The organism is Corynebacterium guangdongense (assembly GCF_030408915.1).
GTDB classification, from domain to species: domain Bacteria; phylum Actinomycetota; class Actinomycetes; order Mycobacteriales; family Mycobacteriaceae; genus Corynebacterium; species Corynebacterium guangdongense.
Genome location: NZ_CP047654.1, coordinates 316,765 through 331,943 on the forward strand (window position 1 = coordinate 316,765; position 15,179 = coordinate 331,943).

Annotated in this window: 16 protein-coding genes; 4 read left to right on the forward strand and 12 right to left on the reverse strand. The window is 65.3% G+C overall.

From position 1 onward, the window contains the following. Positions 1-63: 63 nt before the first annotated feature. The 4 genes from CGUA_RS01580 to CGUA_RS01595 all read right to left on the reverse strand — a co-directional run bounded on the left by CGUA_RS01580 (position 64) and on the right by CGUA_RS01595 (position 4,033). Positions 64-810: a ZIP family metal transporter gene (locus CGUA_RS01580; RefSeq protein ID WP_290197078.1), complete on the reverse strand. Its 747-nt coding sequence runs from the start codon at positions 808-810 to the stop codon at positions 64-66. Between the two features lie 166 nt (positions 811-976). Continuing rightward, positions 977-2,869 (reverse strand): potassium transporter Kup, encoded by a 1,893-nt coding sequence (locus CGUA_RS01585; protein WP_290198287.1) that lies wholly within the window; start codon positions 2,867-2,869, stop codon positions 977-979. Continuing rightward, a complete protein-coding gene (locus CGUA_RS01590; protein WP_290198409.1) occupies positions 2,866-3,009 on the reverse strand; it encodes a hypothetical protein in 144 nt (47 codons plus the stop codon). Before CGUA_RS01590 ends, CGUA_RS01585 begins: the two co-directional genes overlap by 4 nt. 199 nt (positions 3,010-3,208) lie before the next feature. After that, complete coding sequence (locus tag CGUA_RS01595) at positions 3,209-4,033, reverse strand: class II glutamine amidotransferase (RefSeq protein WP_290197080.1); 825 nt, start codon at positions 4,031-4,033, stop codon at positions 3,209-3,211. 198 nt (positions 4,034-4,231) lie between these two features. Between CGUA_RS01595 and CGUA_RS01600 the strand changes: the two genes are divergently transcribed. Together CGUA_RS01600 and CGUA_RS01605 are read left to right on the forward strand one after the other, a co-directional pair. Beyond that, positions 4,232-4,885 carry a hypothetical protein gene (locus tag CGUA_RS01600; protein WP_290197081.1) on the forward strand — a complete coding sequence of 218 codons (654 nt, stop codon included), beginning with the start codon at positions 4,232-4,234 and terminating at the stop codon, positions 4,883-4,885. Beyond that, positions 4,857-5,996 carry an XRE family transcriptional regulator gene (locus CGUA_RS01605; protein WP_290197082.1) on the forward strand — a complete coding sequence of 380 codons (1,140 nt, stop codon included), beginning with the start codon at positions 4,857-4,859 and terminating at the stop codon, positions 5,994-5,996. Before CGUA_RS01600 ends, CGUA_RS01605 begins: the two co-directional genes overlap by 29 nt. Positions 5,997-6,023: 27 nt before the next feature. On the opposite strand, the gene CGUA_RS01610 is transcribed toward CGUA_RS01605, so the two are convergent. The 3 genes from CGUA_RS01610 to CGUA_RS13180 all read right to left on the reverse strand — a co-directional run bounded on the left by CGUA_RS01610 (position 6,024) and on the right by CGUA_RS13180 (position 9,922). Then, positions 6,024-6,563, reverse strand: coding sequence for a hypothetical protein (locus tag CGUA_RS01610; protein ID WP_290197083.1), 540 nt, complete (start codon positions 6,561-6,563; stop codon positions 6,024-6,026). A 576-nt stretch (positions 6,564-7,139) separates the two neighbouring features. Next, a complete protein-coding gene (locus tag CGUA_RS01615; RefSeq protein ID WP_290197084.1) occupies positions 7,140-8,909 on the reverse strand; it encodes a GmrSD restriction endonuclease domain-containing protein in 1,770 nt (589 codons plus the stop codon). A gap of 563 nt (positions 8,910-9,472) precedes the next feature. Beyond that, positions 9,473-9,922, reverse strand: coding sequence for a recombinase family protein (locus tag CGUA_RS13180; protein ID WP_353959855.1), 450 nt, complete (start codon positions 9,920-9,922; stop codon positions 9,473-9,475). A 382-nt stretch (positions 9,923-10,304) separates the two neighbouring features. Here CGUA_RS13180 and CGUA_RS01620 point away from each other — a divergent pair, with 382 nt between their 5' ends. After that, the gene (locus CGUA_RS01620; RefSeq protein WP_290198288.1) at positions 10,305-10,406 is read left to right on the forward strand and encodes a recombinase family protein; all 102 of its coding nucleotides are present in this window, start codon (positions 10,305-10,307) and stop codon (positions 10,404-10,406) included. Here CGUA_RS01620 and CGUA_RS01625 read toward each other — a convergent pair. Continuing rightward, positions 10,389-10,991: an IS5 family transposase gene (locus CGUA_RS01625; RefSeq protein WP_290197085.1), complete on the reverse strand. Its 603-nt coding sequence runs from the start codon at positions 10,989-10,991 to the stop codon at positions 10,389-10,391. The two genes, CGUA_RS01620 and CGUA_RS01625, sit on opposite strands and share 18 nt — an antisense overlap. Continuing rightward, positions 10,900-11,289, reverse strand: a complete 390-nt coding sequence (locus CGUA_RS13185) for an IS5 family transposase (protein WP_353959861.1) — start codon at positions 11,287-11,289, stop codon at positions 10,900-10,902. The genes CGUA_RS01625 and CGUA_RS13185 overlap by 92 nt, the downstream gene beginning before the upstream one ends. Here CGUA_RS13185 and CGUA_RS01630 point away from each other — a divergent pair. Beyond that, positions 11,278-11,592: a recombinase family protein gene (locus tag CGUA_RS01630; protein WP_290197086.1), complete on the forward strand. Its 315-nt coding sequence runs from the start codon at positions 11,278-11,280 to the stop codon at positions 11,590-11,592. The two genes, CGUA_RS13185 and CGUA_RS01630, sit on opposite strands and share 12 nt — an antisense overlap. Positions 11,593-11,755: 163 nt before the next feature. On the opposite strand, the gene CGUA_RS01635 is transcribed toward CGUA_RS01630, so the two are convergent. From CGUA_RS01635 to CGUA_RS01645, 3 genes are all read right to left on the reverse strand, one after another. After that, positions 11,756-12,352 carry an ABC transporter ATP-binding protein gene (locus CGUA_RS01635; RefSeq protein WP_290197087.1) on the reverse strand — a complete coding sequence of 199 codons (597 nt, stop codon included), beginning with the start codon at positions 12,350-12,352 and terminating at the stop codon, positions 11,756-11,758. 74 nt (positions 12,353-12,426) lie between these two features. Then, a complete protein-coding gene (locus tag CGUA_RS01640; RefSeq protein ID WP_290197088.1) occupies positions 12,427-14,016 on the reverse strand; it encodes an ABC transporter permease in 1,590 nt (529 codons plus the stop codon). Between the two features lie 17 nt (positions 14,017-14,033). Beyond that, positions 14,034-15,062 carry a thiamine ABC transporter substrate-binding protein gene (locus tag CGUA_RS01645; RefSeq protein WP_290197089.1) on the reverse strand — a complete coding sequence of 343 codons (1,029 nt, stop codon included), beginning with the start codon at positions 15,060-15,062 and terminating at the stop codon, positions 14,034-14,036. Positions 15,063-15,179: the final 117 nt, after the last annotated feature.

The following is a 15,179-nucleotide window of genomic DNA, read 5'->3' on the forward strand; positions in this document are numbered from 1 at the left end:
CTGTCTGCCCGGACAGGAAAGTCACGTGAGCGGGCGTGCTGGGCCGACCCCGCTTCCCCGCGGTCAGCCCAGGGAATGCAGGCTGAAGGCGGCCAGGAATCCCAGGGTGGCGATCAGTCCGGCGTAGAGGGAAGCCTTCTCGAAGGCTTCCGGGACCATGGTGTCGGTGATCATGGCCAGGATCGCCCCGGCGGCCAGGGCGTTGACGAACGCCAGGGTGGTGGCGGCCGCTCCGTCGAGAAGCAGGTACCCGGCCAGGGAGGCGACGCCGGACAGGACGGCGATCCCGCCCCAGATGCCGAAGACGTAACCCAGGCCGCGGCCGGCGTTCTTCATGCCTGCGGTGCTGGAGAGTCCTTCGGGGACATTGGAGATGAACACCGCGGCGAGCATCGGCAGGCTCAGGCCTCCACCGGTGAGGAAACTCAGGCCCAGCACCATGGACTCCGGGATCCCGTCGATCAGCGCGCCGACCGCGATCGCCACCCCCGGACCCTCGGAGGCGGAAGGCTGCTGGTCGCCGGATCGCTTGCGGTGGCGCGCACCCTGGCGGGCGAGCAGAAGATTGCAGACCACGTAGATCAGGGCCCCGCTGAGAAACCCGACGGCGGTGGCCGCCAGGCCGCCCTGCTCCATGGCTTCATCGACCAGTTCGAAGGAGAGCGCGGAGATGAGCACCCCGGCGCCGAAGGCCATGATGGCCGCCACCACGCGAGCGGGCACGGAAATGAACCAGGCGATCACACTGCCCAGCACCAGGGCGGCGCCGGCCATGAGGCCGGCGGCCCCGGCGGCCAACCATTCCGGCATCGGAATCTCCTTGTCTTTGATGGCTAGCCAGGCGGACTACCGGGGCTCCTGTGCGGGTGTCCCGGCGGTCCGGCTCGGCCATGGTGGGTATGTGAGGTGTGTTTGTCGGGGAGCGAGCACTCGTCGTCGTGAGGGGGTGGGTGCCCGGGCGGGGACGCCGCCGGGGTCAGAGGTGCAGTTCGGAGCCCAGCACGATGGTTCGTGCGGGGGGAAGGTGGAAGATCTCGGTGCGGTTGGCCTGATTCTTCTCCAGGGTGAGGAAGAGTTTCTGACGCCAGTCCCGCAGCTGCGGCGTACGCGGTGGTCGCAGGGTCAGCACCGAGAGGAAATACCGGGCCTGGTCCAGGTCGATGTGCAGCTCGGCGCTCTGGTCGACGGCGAGGGCAAGATTGTGGGGGATGTCCTGGTCGTCGGTGAAGCCGACCCGGATGGTCACGTGAACGATGCCGTCGGCGGGGGAGCCGACGTCATCGATCTGGATCCGTTCGTCCGGGGGGACGTGCGGGACGTTGGCGTGCACGAGGCGCACGATCACCACGTGGTCGTGGCGCACGTGGAAGTCCGTGACCAGCCTGACCAGGGCGAGTGGGGTGGTGCCTTCGCTGGCGTGCGGGAACACCGCGACGCCGGGAATCCGGCGAACACGCGCCGAACGCAGGGAACCCACGAACGGCAGGAGGGGGCCCTCCAGTTCCCGGCGGATGACCGACACCCGGTCGCTGCCGGCGAGCCAGGTCGTCATGATCAGCACCACGACCCCGGCTATCAGCAGCGGGAGCCAGCCGCCGGCGAAGAGTTTGGTGACGTTCGCCGCGAACAGCAGGATCTCCACCAGCCCAATCCCCACCGCGAAGGCGGCGATCCTCCACCCGCCCCACCGCCAGACGGTGGAGGCGAAGACCAGGAACAGGACCGATTCCAGGATCAGGGTCCCGGTGACCGCCAGACCGTAGGCGTTGGCCAGCTCCGCCGAGGAGGAGAAGAGCAGGACCAGGGCCAGGACGGCGAGGAACAGGCTCCAGTTGACCATGGGCAGATAGATCTGTCCCTCCTCCCGCCGGGAGGTGTGTTTCACGTTCAGCCGGGGCAGCAGGCCCAGGCGGATGGCCTGGCGGGTCACCGAGAAGGTCCCCGAGATCACCGCCTGGGAGGCGATGATCGTCGCGATCGTGGCGAAGACGACCAGGGGGATCTGCAGGGCGGGCGGCGCGAGGTAGAACAGGGGGTTGCTCACGGCCTCAGGCGTGGCGATGACCAGCGCACCCTGCCCCAGGTAGACGAGCATGAGGGCCGGCATCGCCACCGTCAGCCAGGCCAGGCGGATCGCCCGCGCGCCGAAGTGCCCCAGGTCGGCGTAGAGCGCCTCAGCACCGGTGACCGTGAGCACCACCGCCCCCAGCAGGATGAACGCCTGGAACGGATGGCGCAGGATCAGCTCGATCGCCCACTGCGGGGACAGGCTCACCAGAATTCTCGGGTGGGCGACGATCTGCGGGATTCCCAGCGCGGCCATGGTGGCGAACCAGAGGAGCATGACGGGACCGAAGGCACGGGCCACTTTGCCGGTGCCGAAGGGCTGAACGGCGAACAGTACGGCGAGAACCGCCGCGGACACCGGAACGATCAGTGGCCCGAGGTCGGGGGAGGCCACCGACAACCCCTCAACCGCGCTGAGCACGGAAATGGCGGGAGTGATGACCGCATCCCCGTAGAACAGTGCGGCGCCGAGCACACCCAGGATGGTGACCGCTGCGGCGAGGTTCCTGCGTCCGCCAAGGCGACGGCGCAGGAGGGCGACCAATGCCAGGATGCCGCCCTGCCCTTCGTTGTCCGCGCGGGTGACGAGCAGGACGTACTTGAGGGTGACGATGATGGTGATCGTCCACAGGACCATGGAAATGATCCCGTAGACGTTCGCCGGTTCCGGGGTGATCGCGTTGTGTTTCATGCTGAACGCGGTGTGCAGGGCGTACAGGGGGCTGGTGCCGATGTCCCCGAAGACCACCCCGAGCGCCCCTAGTGCCAGGAAGGGGGAGGTGGGGGCAACCGCGGGCGTCAGACGTCGGGAAGCGGGGCGACCCGCTGACGCACGGCGCCCGGCGGCGGGCCGACGATGACGGGAGGAGCCTGCGGATGATCCTGCCGGGCGTGCGGGATGCGCCGGTCGACCAGCCGACTGAGAGTCGTCCATGCCCTCAAGTGTGCTCCTCGAATCAACACTTGGCCATGGGCTGAGGGTTTTTTCTCGGCCCACCTCACCGTCGTTTTTCAGGGCCGCTGAGGAGCGGATCGTGGATCGGCGGCGTCGTCTCCCGGGGCCGCGTCGGCGGGACCGTGTCAGGGGGTCTGGCGCGTCCTGGCGCAGGCTTTGTCCTGGTGCTGTTCTTCCGGTGCCACGTCAGTCGTGGGTGATCGGCGCCAGCGGAAAACGGGGCGGGCCATCGATTACCCGGGTGCGGGTGACGCTGAGATCAGCGCTGACGTGGATCAGCTCGCCCGGCTGGATCAGCTGCCAACCACGGGAATCGTCGAGTTTCTCGCTGGCGACGAGCACCGAGGGATGTTCTCCCAGCTCCGCCGATCTGATCCGCATGCCGTGGCTGCTGTGCCGGTCCATCGGTTCCGAGAGGACCCTGTTGTCGATGAGGAAGAGGTCGTGGGTGTCGGGCCACCGCACCGCCCACATTTCGTGGGCCGAGGTGATGATGAGGTTCACGGCGGAGACCGGGACGTTGTCGGCCAGCCAGGACAGCGCCCGGCTCACCCCCTCGACCACGTCCCCGCCGGCCCGCAGTGTTTCCCGGGTGATCAGCGCGAAGACAAGCTCGGAATCCGTGTCACCGTGTACCCGGGCGAGATCGGGACCGAGATGTTCTTTGAGCGCGGGCAGGTCGGCGACGTTGCCGTTGTGGGCGCACAAGCGGCCCTCCATCTCAAACGGGTGGGTGTTGCGCAGCGCCACGGGGGTCCCGGTGCCGTAGCGCAGGTGGGCGAGAAAAGTGCAGCTGTGGCGTTCCTTGGCTTCGCGGGCGAAGTCGGTGTTCAGGTAGGCCGCGATGGGGGCCTTCTCCACCCGGGGGCGCCCGTCCTCGTCGAAAGTGCCCAGGCCGGCGCCGTCCGGGTTGCGGTGGGACTGGAGGAGGATGCTGTAGGGCGCATCCAGAAGCCAGAACGACGCGCTGATGCGCCGCCTTCCCGCGGCCAATCCAAAAAGTCGGCACATGACGCCTCATCTCCCGTGCTCCACGTAGACAATTCCCGGTGGTTTCAGTGTCCCACTTTCGCCGGTTGCGTGGGGAGGGGTGGGTTCGTGCCCGTCGTCGGCTGGCTTGCCGACGCCACCCGTCCCCGCCTCGCCGGCCGGTCGCTTTGTGTCGGGTTTCATGTAAGAATATGAGGCAGTCAATCGGAGGGGGCTGCCATGGCGACACCGGACACTAACCGGGAAGCCCGTGTCTACTCGGGTGGGGACGGTGACGATTATCTGGCTGCGCTCGGGCTGCGCCAGGACCTGTTGTGGGACTCGCTGGCGGAGGGGGTGCGGGCGCTGCGGAACACCTCGGACCACCACCCGCCCACCGCGCCGGGGTACTACCTGTGGGCCGAAACGATCGCGGCGCTGCGCCGGAAACTTGAGGGCACCGGAGAGTGGCGGATCGCCAACCCGAAGAATCGACCGTTGATCATCAACGGGAATACCGGCGTCTCGGTGACGGCGGCGGGCGGCAACGCGGCCACCGGAACCGAATCCATGCCCAACGTGGCCCGCAGGAAGGGGCAGGCGACCCGGGAACGTTACGTTCCCGACCAGCTGGAGCTCCCGCTCTTTCTCCGCCCGGCGGGAGGCGAGGACTACGACCGCAGCGTCGGAGACTGGATTTTCCTTTACCACCTGGACCCGCACGGGGCCCGGGCCGAACTCTCCCTGCCCCGCGCCTTCACCGTCGACGGCTACGTCGATTCCTGGCGGACACGGGTGCTGCTCGAACCCAGGGATGAATATGATCAGATGGTCCGAGAACTTCCAGACGAATGGGCAGGAGACGATGTCGACTTCAGACTGCAGGAGGGGTAATCCCGGCTTCCTCTTTCCGGAGCGACTCACCATTGCACGGCAACGACGCGGCCTGACCAAGACCGCTCTGGCCGCCGAGGTCGGCGTGACCCCGCGAACGATCACCCGATACGAAACCGACGGAGCGCCGCTGGACATGGGGGCGTCGCTCAGTACTGCCCTCGGGTTCCCGGCCCGGTACTTTGAGCGCCCCCTGCCTGAGGTGCTGTCCGCTGACACCGTGGCCTTCCGCGCCGGGCAGCGCGTCAGCGCCCGGGCCCGCCACGCGGCGGTGGCCACCGGAACACACGGCGTCGAGCTGGCGTGGTGGGTGCGGGAACGCTTCACCGTCCCGGCCCCCAACGTGCCGCGGCTGGACTACGACAGTCCCGAAGAGGCGGCCCTGACCCTGCGCACGCTGTGGGGGCTGGGCACGAAACCGCTGCCGAACCTGGTGCAGCTGGCGGAGTCCCACGGCATCGCCGTGCTCGGGCTCCCGCCGATCGCGGGGGAGGTCGATGCGTTCTCGACCTGGGTGGGGCAGCAGCCCTTCATTTTTCTCGCCCGCCGCCGCACCCCGGAGGGCGTCCGCTTCGACGTCGCCCATGAAATCGGCCACCTGGTCATGCACTCCTCCCGACAGTCCGGCGCGCCGCAGGACGAGGGGGAGGCGAACCGTTTCGCCTCGGAGTTCCTGATGCCGACCGAGACGGTCCGACGGTACCTTCCCTCTAACCCGGCCGTGCCTGACCTGCTGCGGGTGAAGAAGTATTTCGGCGCCTCCGCCCAGGCGATGGCCCGAAAAGCGAAGACCATCGGGTTGCAGACCGAGTGGACGGCCCGCATGAACCAGGTGGAGCTGGACAAACTCGGGTACCGGAAGGCCGAGCCGGGCGGGATGGCGGCGTACGAGCGTTCCCGGGTCTTCGATTTCATCTTCTCCAGCGAGCGCTCAACCCGGTACACGCCGGCGGGCATGGCACAGGAGCTCGCGCTTCCCGACGAGGAAGTCCACGCTCTCACCCTCAATTCCGTCATGGTCGGGGCCCCGTCGGCTGGAGGGGCCTTTCTTGCTGGCTCGGTTCCGGGAACTGAGCCGGCAGCAGCGCCACGCTTGCGGGTGGTGAAGTAGCCAGCCCTTCGGCTTCCGGAGGGGGTTTCACCCCGCTTCCCCTGAGAATCGACGCCGTGAAGTCGGACCTCTCTTACTAACGTTTGAATGAGACCGCCGCACACGGCGCCGGAGCGTGCCCAGCATTTCCGGGAGGCTTTTGTCGAGGGGCTTGGTCAGGAGGTAGACGAGTCCGAGCACCATGATTGGATTGGGCAGCGTCCAGATGCCCAGCGGAGTTATGAGTAGAAGGAACACGATCCCGCCGAGAAGTCCGAGGGCGGCCCAACGGCCCTTGGCCAGCATGAGTACTCCCAGGACGATCTCCCCGGTTCCGGCAAGGATTCCGACTGCTTGGGGAGCCCTTGCGATGATGTCGGTGAAGAACCATTCGTAGAGCGGCAGCAGAGAGGCGTCAGCGCCAAGACCCACGAAGAGATGTGGCTTCGTCATGGCCAGTACCCAGTTCACGGCGACTGCCATCACAATGAAGAAAAGACCGATGAATACCCGAGCCGCATTTGGCTTCCAAATACACAAGCCGAGGAACAGGAGGCAGAACACGAGCCAGGGAATCATCTGATCCATCGGGTCTCCTTCGAGTCGCGCCGATTTCAGAATAATCTCCTTCCCGGCAGCGGATCAAGGATCGGACCGCTTAGTAAAAGTTCCGTGACACGGCTCTAAACACTGTCAGCGTTGTGGTGAAGTCGCCGACGCCGGGTCGGCCCTGCAGACGGTCGACGGGCACTGGCAGGGTCTAATTGTCGGGCGTGGCCTTGGCCCAGCTGGGCACACTGTCTTCGCTGATCGGCACCCGGTAAGACCTGGTCAGTCACGACCACGGCGGTGAATCTGCAAGCCCGGTTCGTCGTCTCCGATGTCGGTGGCGGGGACAAGCTGTGCCGGTTCATCTCGTTGGTGGTGTGATCGACGACTACTGGCGCTGTCGCCCATTCGAACCTCTTCGCAACAAGGCACCCTGCGTATGTCCGCCCTGACATCCAGGTTCAAAAAGAACTCTCCGACTGAGGAAACAGTGGAGTAACCACATCACCTACACCCGATAGCACGGGTGCATCTGGCTAACCCCGTACTCGTCGCAAGACCCGAGTTCCTTAGCTCGTTTCTTCAGGCTGAGACGATGTGACCTACTACCCTGCTTTATTGTTCGGAAGCAAGCTTTTCGAATGCTTCGCGGGTAACGGCCGCCATCAGATGTCGGCGCTGCTCAAGGAACTCCTTGTAATCGATCTCAGGCCAGCTGTCCGGGAGTGCGTGAAGTCTGCGCTGCTCAGCGATCCTGTCCTCCGTGAGATGGCCCTTCGCCTCGATGACCTTCGGCCAGTACTCCGAGGGCGCACTATCGGAGATGTCGATATTGACGTTCCACTCGACCAGGGCCATGTTGGCGATCTGGTTGATCTTCTTGGGATCAGAAATGCCTATTTTCTTCGACAGGTAGGCCTTGGGGAACAGGTGGTGGCGTTCAATACCCTTGGTAGAGGTAACGGCCGGGTCCAACCGGTCCCGGACCCGGCCGGTGGACATCAACGACTCCGCATCGAGAATGTTCAACCCGGCCAGATACGCCGACAGGGCGGGGCTCCTCGAGGCGGAGGTACCGAGTTCGTTGGGCATCGTGATCGTCCAGAAGTCGCTGGTCAGCTGCTCCCGGATGATCTGATCCAGATGACGAATGAAACCATCGGCGCCCGTGACGGTCCCTAGTGAGGCCAGGTCGCGTTCGACCTGGGTCTCAAACGAGCCGGTATACCGGCGGGTAGTGTGTGCCATGAAAAACCAGCGGGCGATGACCTCGCGCAGCTCATCGACCGGCACCTGGTAATCGATGCGCCCGACCAGCCACATGACGTAGCTGAAGATCACGGCGTTTTCACTGGTGATCATCTTCTCACCGCGGAATCCCGCCCGCTCCAGACAGCGGAGGTACTCATGCCAGAAGGTGACATCGAGAACGTGCTTCTGGGCCTCCTGGAGCCGAGCGAACTGCGACTCCCGCGCCTCAGCGGAGACTATCCCGGTGGCCAGGTCCTTGCCGCGCAGCACCGAGTAGGCGTGACGCATGACCGCGCGGCGAAATGCCAGGGCAATACACACCCGCAGGAGTTGGTCGGGCTGGGGTGCGATCATCCAGTTAAACGGCGAGGAGGTGCCTTTGGCCGGGGTTTTGCAGGCTTGGGCGAAGGCTTCGAGTTCCTTGCGGCCCTCGTCCCAGAACACGCTCATGATCGTGAGGATGAAGTCCGCCTGGTTGAGCTTCACACCACCGGAGTTGATCCGCACGAAGACCTCGGCGAGCTGTTCTTCGTCGATGGCGGCATCGAGTTCGATGACATGGAAGGGAAAGCTCTGCAGGCTGCGCACCTGGTCGAGCACATCGTCCATCGCGTCGACCTCATCGTCGGAGAGCTCACCCTTGGCGTCCTGGAGCCGGCGGAAGAATTCGCGCTTGACCTTTTTATAGTCATCCGACCACAAAAGGGTGATATCGGGCAGATACTCGGGGTCATTGCGGGTGATCCCGCCGGCCACCTCAAAGGACTCGTCGCGGGGGCGAAACGACAGCACGATGCGAGAGGTGCTGTAGTCCTCGCGGACGACCTCTTGCCCGGTGAAAACAGAAAACAGCGACGTCAGGCGTTGCTGACCGTCCACGACTAGCCACCGGGGTGCGCGGGATTCCTTGTCTCCTGTGCCGATCTGTCGGGCGTTGGCATCTGCGCCGGTTTCCCACATCAGGAGGTTGCCGACGGGAAATCCCTTGTACATCGAGTCAAAGAGATCCCGGACTGAGGCGTTTTTCCACACGAAGGGGCGTTGTAGTTCGGGCAGGGCAATATCGCCGCGCTCGATGCTGGACACCAGGTGCAGCAGGCCAAAGGAGGTATCCCGAAACAGTGTCTTCGCCATGAGTCAATCCTGTCAGAAAGCAATGCTTCTTTGCGGCAGAAAGCTCTGTGTTGGCCATTAGAGTCCGCCGTTCGAGTCACACTCAGGCCCTTTAGGGGAGCAACGGTGGCCTCCCGGATTGCCGGGGGAGCTGGAGGGCGGAGATAGTCTTGGCGTAGAAATTCTAGATAAAGAGCCACACTTAGAGAGGAATGTAAATATAAACTGTGCGAGAGATGTCAATATTTCTTATAGTTTGATCTATGTCTCTAGGGCCCGGGATCCGCAGAAGAACCTTCGTGAAAAAAGGTCGTGCCTACTGCCATGAATGCGGTAAGAAGGTCCAGTTTCTTGCTGACCTCCGAGCGTTTGCACAGCACCCCGGAAAAAAGGGCGATCAGTGGTGTCGTCCCTCATGTGACGGTGTCGCCTTTGTGTTCCCGGATGGGACGGAGCTGAAAAATCCTTCCAGCAGTAACCCCCGTCCCGCTAAGCCCCGCCTGACTCTGGCGGACAAGGCCCACCAGCACGCACCGCAGCAGTACACGCCACATAGAAAATCCTCTAAACCCACCCGGTCAGAGTCAAAGTCCGGCAGGAAAACTGGGAGCACCCGCCGGGCCAGACGGGAAGATCGCAGTTGGCAGCGACGCATGGAGCGCTATGCCATGGCCGATCCCTTCGAGCCGACAAGCATTCAGGACTTTGATGTGCCTGACACCGGCACTTCGGTCCGCGCAAAGCACGGCGGAATACCTAGCTCCAGCAGGCGCCGCCACTAGCTGTCGAAGATCAATCAGGGAGTGGGCGAGCCGGCCCATCGAGGTAACCCGAGGTTCGTCGCCATCGCGGGGGCAGTCGGTGCAATCCTCGAGTCCTCGGCGTGGTGCGCCGCTCTTGCCGGAGGCCTTATCAATGAAGACACGGTCGACCGGTCCGCTGGTCTCCAGTTGGCGATCCGGGTTCTGGGCGGCAGTGGAGACTCGGCAGTACCCAATCAGGAGGCCACCGGGAGACGAATTGTGTTGCGTCATGCCCTAGAGGGGTGCCCCCATCTGCCGAGAAACAGGTGTTTTGGGGTTACCACGACTGCATTGTTTAGGGTCCGCCCCACTGCTGCTCTGGGGTATACCCCATCTGAACACTTCCGAGGCTTACATGAATATGGCAGAAGGGCCTGTTCGCTAGGGTGTGTTCATGCCCAACGGAACAGAACCGTCACTACCTCTAGACCTGCCCGAACAGTCCGGGGTTATCGCCGGCCAGAAGATCGGCTACGCTCGCGTCAGCTCCAAGGATCAGAATTTGGACCGGCCGATGGCCCGTCTCAAACAGGAGAAGGTTTTTCGCACCTAAACCGATCAGGTCAGCGGCTCGTCCGCGAAGCGGCCCGGCCTCGACGGCGCGCTGACCTATCTGCGCCCGGGCGATCAGTTGATCGTCACCTCGATGGACCGGCTCGCCCGCTCGCTGATTGACCTGCACCAGATCGTGGACGATCTAGGGCGTGTCTCCTAAAGTCTTGAGCCAGGTGATCACGGCACACAGCACGACGGCCCCACGGTAAACCACCGCGAGCTTGTCATACCGGGTGGCCAGGCCGCGCCACTGCTTGGCCAGGCAAAACGCACGCTCGACAACATTGCGGCCCTTGTAGGCGTGGGGGTCAAAGGCGGGTGGGCGCCCGCCTCTGCTGCCTTTACGTTTCCGGGCGGCGATGCTGTCACGCTTTTCGGGAATAACCGCCGCGATCCCCCTCTTGCGCAGATTACGCCGGATCACCGTCGTTGCGTAGCCCCGGTCAGCCAGGACCGCATCCGGACGCGACCGCGCCCGCCCCGGGCCCACGCGCGGGACGTGGATGTCATCAAGTACGGCCTGGAGCATCGCCCCGTCGTTGCGCTGCCCGCCGGTGACCACCACCGACAGGGGGCGGCCATGCCTGTCGACGCCGGCGTGAATCTTGCTCGACAGCCCACTACGTGACCGGCCGATGCCGTGACCTGCCGGTTCAGTCAGCGCTAGCGGCAGATTCTTGTGATTCGATTGCGCCCCCTGTGTCCTGCTCAGGTCGGGTCGTGTTCGTTGCGTGCTGATGGGCACGGGTGATCGAGGCGTCCACGGAGACGGTCCAGTCGATTTTTCCTTCCGCGTCGGCCAGGGTCAGCAGATAGGTCAGGATCCTGTCCCACGTGCCGTCGGCGCAGTAGCGGCGGTGGCGCTTCCAGACGGTCTGCCAGGGGCCGAACTGCTCGCGGGGCAGATCCCGCCACGGGATTCCGGTGCGGTAGCGGTAGATGATGCCCTCGACGATGAGCCGACTGTTGCGAAATGGTCGGCCTCGTCGGCCATCGCTGCTGGGTAGGAGCTCTTCGATCGTTTCCCATTGATGGTCGGTCAGGACGCGAAAGCGGCTCTTGGTGTCACTCGCCGATCCAGTATCGCCCCACCGGCAAAACTATTTAGGAGACACGCCCTAGCCAGTTGCGGCGTCCCGGTGAAGTTCCTCAAGGAGTGCCAGACCTACTCGCAGGACTCCTCCCCGGTCGCCAAGCTTATGCTCAGCATGCTGGGTGCGGTCGCGGAGTTCGAGCGCTCGATCATCCGTGAGCGCCAGGCCGAGGGCATCGCCAAGGCCAAGGTGTTAGTCGAGTTAGTTTGGCTGAGCTGGCGACACGCGTGGAGATTGCGACTGGTCGCGTAGTTCCGGTTCGCCTCACAGGCAATAAACTTCGAGAATAGCCGGATTGCGGAAATCCTAGTTCTCGAGTCCGAATGTGGTCCGGAAAATTTAAGTAAGGGCGCGTTTCAACATTCCACCAGCAGGGATTCTCTCGGTTGAGCAAGGTGCAAGATACATCAATCCTCTACCGCACCCACGCCCCACCCATCAGCTCCCCGTCCTCCATCTCCACAATCGAATCCGACACCGTCGTCGCCTCCTCCGGATCATGAGTCACAAAAATCGCCGCCGTCCCGGAACGCTTCAATATCGAACGGACATCCACCGCCAGCCGCTCGCGCAGCTTCTTGTCCAGGGCGGAGAGTGGTTCGTCGAGAAGCACGAGACCCGGGCGCGGGGCCAGGGTGCGGGCGAGGGCGACGCGCTGCGCCTGACCGCCGGAGAGCGTGTCGACGGGGCGCTCGGCGTACCCGGCCAATCCGACCAGCTCCAGCAATTCCTCAACGCGAGCCAGACGCTGAGCGCGAGAAACACCCGCCATCTCCAGCCCGTAGCTGATGTTGCGGCCGACGTTGCGGTGGGGGAAGAGCTCGCCGCGCTGAAAGACCATGCCGATGCCGCGCTTGTGGGTCGGCACGCGGGTGACGTCGCGGCCGCCCATCAACACACGTCCCGAAGCCACGGGTTCCAGCCCGGCGATGGCGCGCAGCAGCGTGGACTTGCCGGACCCGGAGGCCCCGAGCAGGCCGAGAATCTCGCCTGACTTCAGCGAAAGCGACACTCTTCGGACAGCGTGCACCACCCGCGAAGGCAGCCGGTAATCAACAGAAACGTTCTCCAGAACCAGAGCATCGGTCATGAGCTTCTCCTTATCCGGGCGGCTTCCGCCAGCACCATGATGGCCGCCGTGCCGACGCCCAGAATCACGGAACCGGCCAGGGCCATGCCGTAGTTGTCGGAACCTGGCCGGCCCAGCAGGCGGGCGACGAGCACGGGCAGGGTCTGGTAGTCGGGGCTGGCCAGGAAGGACGTGGCGCCGAACTCACCGAGGGAGATGGCGAAGCCGAAGCCGAAGGCCACGCCCAGGCCCCGCAGCAGGAAGGGAACGTCCACGGTCAGCAGCACCCTGAACGGGCTGGCGCCGAGGGTGGCGGCGGCCTCGCGCATGCCGGGGCTGATGGCGCGCAGCACCGGGACGAGCGAACGCACCACCAGCGGCAGCGCGACGACGGCCTGGGCGAGGGGGACGACGTAGGCGGAGTTCAGCCACTCCACCCGGCCCCAGGTGATGAGGAAGCCGAAGCCGACGGTCACCGCGGAGATTCCCAGCGGCAGCAGCACCAGGCCGTCGAGGGCCCGCTGCGCCCTGGCCAGGGAACCCGTCGCGGGCCGCGACAGCGCCAGCGCGAGGGGGATGCCCGCCAGCAGCGCGATCACGGTGGCGTCGAGCGCGATGGCGAGGGAATGCCGCAGGGCGGAGAGCACGCTGGTGCCGCCGCTGAACCCGGCGCCGGCCTGGCCCAGGAGCTGATAATTGTGCAGGGAGAAGGAACCGTCGACGGTGAAGGAGCCGAGGACCAGCGCGCTCAGCGGGGCGAGGATGAGCATCAGGGCGGTCGCCACGGTGGCCAGGATGGGGGCGGCGTCGGCGCGGCGCGGGTGCCGGGTGACACGCGGCTGCAGGTGCAGCGCCGTCTCGGTGCGCGCGGTCAACCGGTTGGAAACGAGGATCGCGGCGACGACGATGAGCAGCTGCAGCGTGGAGAGTACCGCCGCGGTGCCGAGGTCGAGGTAGACGTTGGTCTGGACGTAGATCTCGGATTCCAGGGTGCCGTAACCGGGCCGGCCGAGGGTCTGCACGATGCCGAAGGAGGTGGAGCAGAAGAGGAACACCAGGCCGGCCGCCGCGGAGACGGCAGGCCCGATCTGCGGCAGCGTCACCGTGCGGAAGGCCGTGAATGGGCTGGCGCCGAGGGTGCGGGCGACCTCGTCGAGCGGGGCGACCTGCGCCCACAGCACCCCGACCGTGCGGGCGACCAGGCCGACGTTGAAGAAGATCATCGCCAGGACGACGGCGGCGACGGACTGATCGAGGCCGAGGACGCCGAGGGGTCCGTCGTCGGCAAGCAGGGCCCTAAACGAAATGCCGACGACCACCGTGGGCAGCGCGAAGGGCGCGATCATGACGCCGCGCAGGAGTTTCTGGCCCGGGAAATGCAGGCGGTAGAGCGCGTAGGCGGCGGGCAGGCCGAGCAGGACCGAGCCGGCGGTGGCGGCGAGCGCCATGCCGACGGTCTGGCCGAAGATGCGCCAGGTGCGCGGCTGGGTCAGGACCTCGGCGAACAGCGAGAGATCCGGCGTGCCACCGGGGGCGACGCCACGCACGAGCATGGCGCCGACCGGCCAGAAGAAGAAGAGGGCGAGAAATGCCAGGGGCAGGGCCACCAATGCGGCCCCGGCGGCTAGCGGGCGGCTTCGAAGAGCGTGGTCCACTGCTTGATCCAGTCATTGCGGTTGGCCGCAACGGTGCTCGGGTCCGGGACGATCGGGTTCTCGGCCAGGGAGGCGAACTCGGCCCACTCGGCCGGCAGCTCGACGTCCTGGTCGACCGGGTAGACGTACATCGTCTCCGGGAGGCTGGCCTGCACGTCCTCGGAGACCATGAAGTCCACGAAGGCCTGCGCGCCCTCCTCGTTCTTCGCGCCGTCGACCACGCCGGAGTACTCGACCTGGCGCACGCAGGTGTCCTCGACGTTGCCGATCGCCCCCGCCATGTACGCGGGCGAGGAGGAGTAGCTCAGCACGATCGGGTAGGGGCCCTCGCCGTCGGCGCCGGAGAAGTCGGAGTAGAACGCGTCCGACCAGGAGTCGCTGACCTTCGCGCCGTTGGCCAGCAGCTCCTGCCAGTAGCCCTGCCAGCCCTGCCCGAAGTGCTCGACGGTGCCGACCAGGAAGGCCAGCCCCGGCGAGGAGGTCGCCGGGTTGGTCACCACCGTCAGATCCTGGTACTCCGGCCTGGTCAGGTCCTCGAAGGAGGCGGGCTCCGCGAGCCCCTGCTCGGTGAACCACTGCTTGTCGACGTTCAGGCACACGTCACCGATGTCCGTCGCGGTCAACCGGTCGGCGATTCCGTACTCGGCGCCCGGGTTGTTCTCCGGGACGTACTCGGCGAGCACGCCCTCGTCGACGGCCTGCTGCGCCGAGAAGTTGTCGATGCCGAAGACCGCGTCGACGGTGGGGTTGTCCTTGTTGAGGATCAGCTGGTTGAGCACCATGCCGGCGTCCCCGGGGGAGACCGTGGAGATGGTGTACCCGGACTCCTCCTCGAACCTCGCCTGCGCCTCTTCGTCGAGGGTGAAGGAATCGTGGGTGAGCACGGTGACGGTGCCGTCGGCGTCCTGGCCACCGGAGCCGGCCTGTTGATCCGCCGCCGAGCACCCGCTCAGCGTCAGAGCTGCGGCCGCGGTGGCGGCGATGAAAAAGTTACGCATTGTCGTCCTCCATTCAGCTATGGAGGGCGTGTCCGCGCCCTGGCGGGCACGGACACGGAGATGACTACTCGACTTCCTATGCCGGTACTAACCGGAGCAGGTTCGAGGGTCTGCACT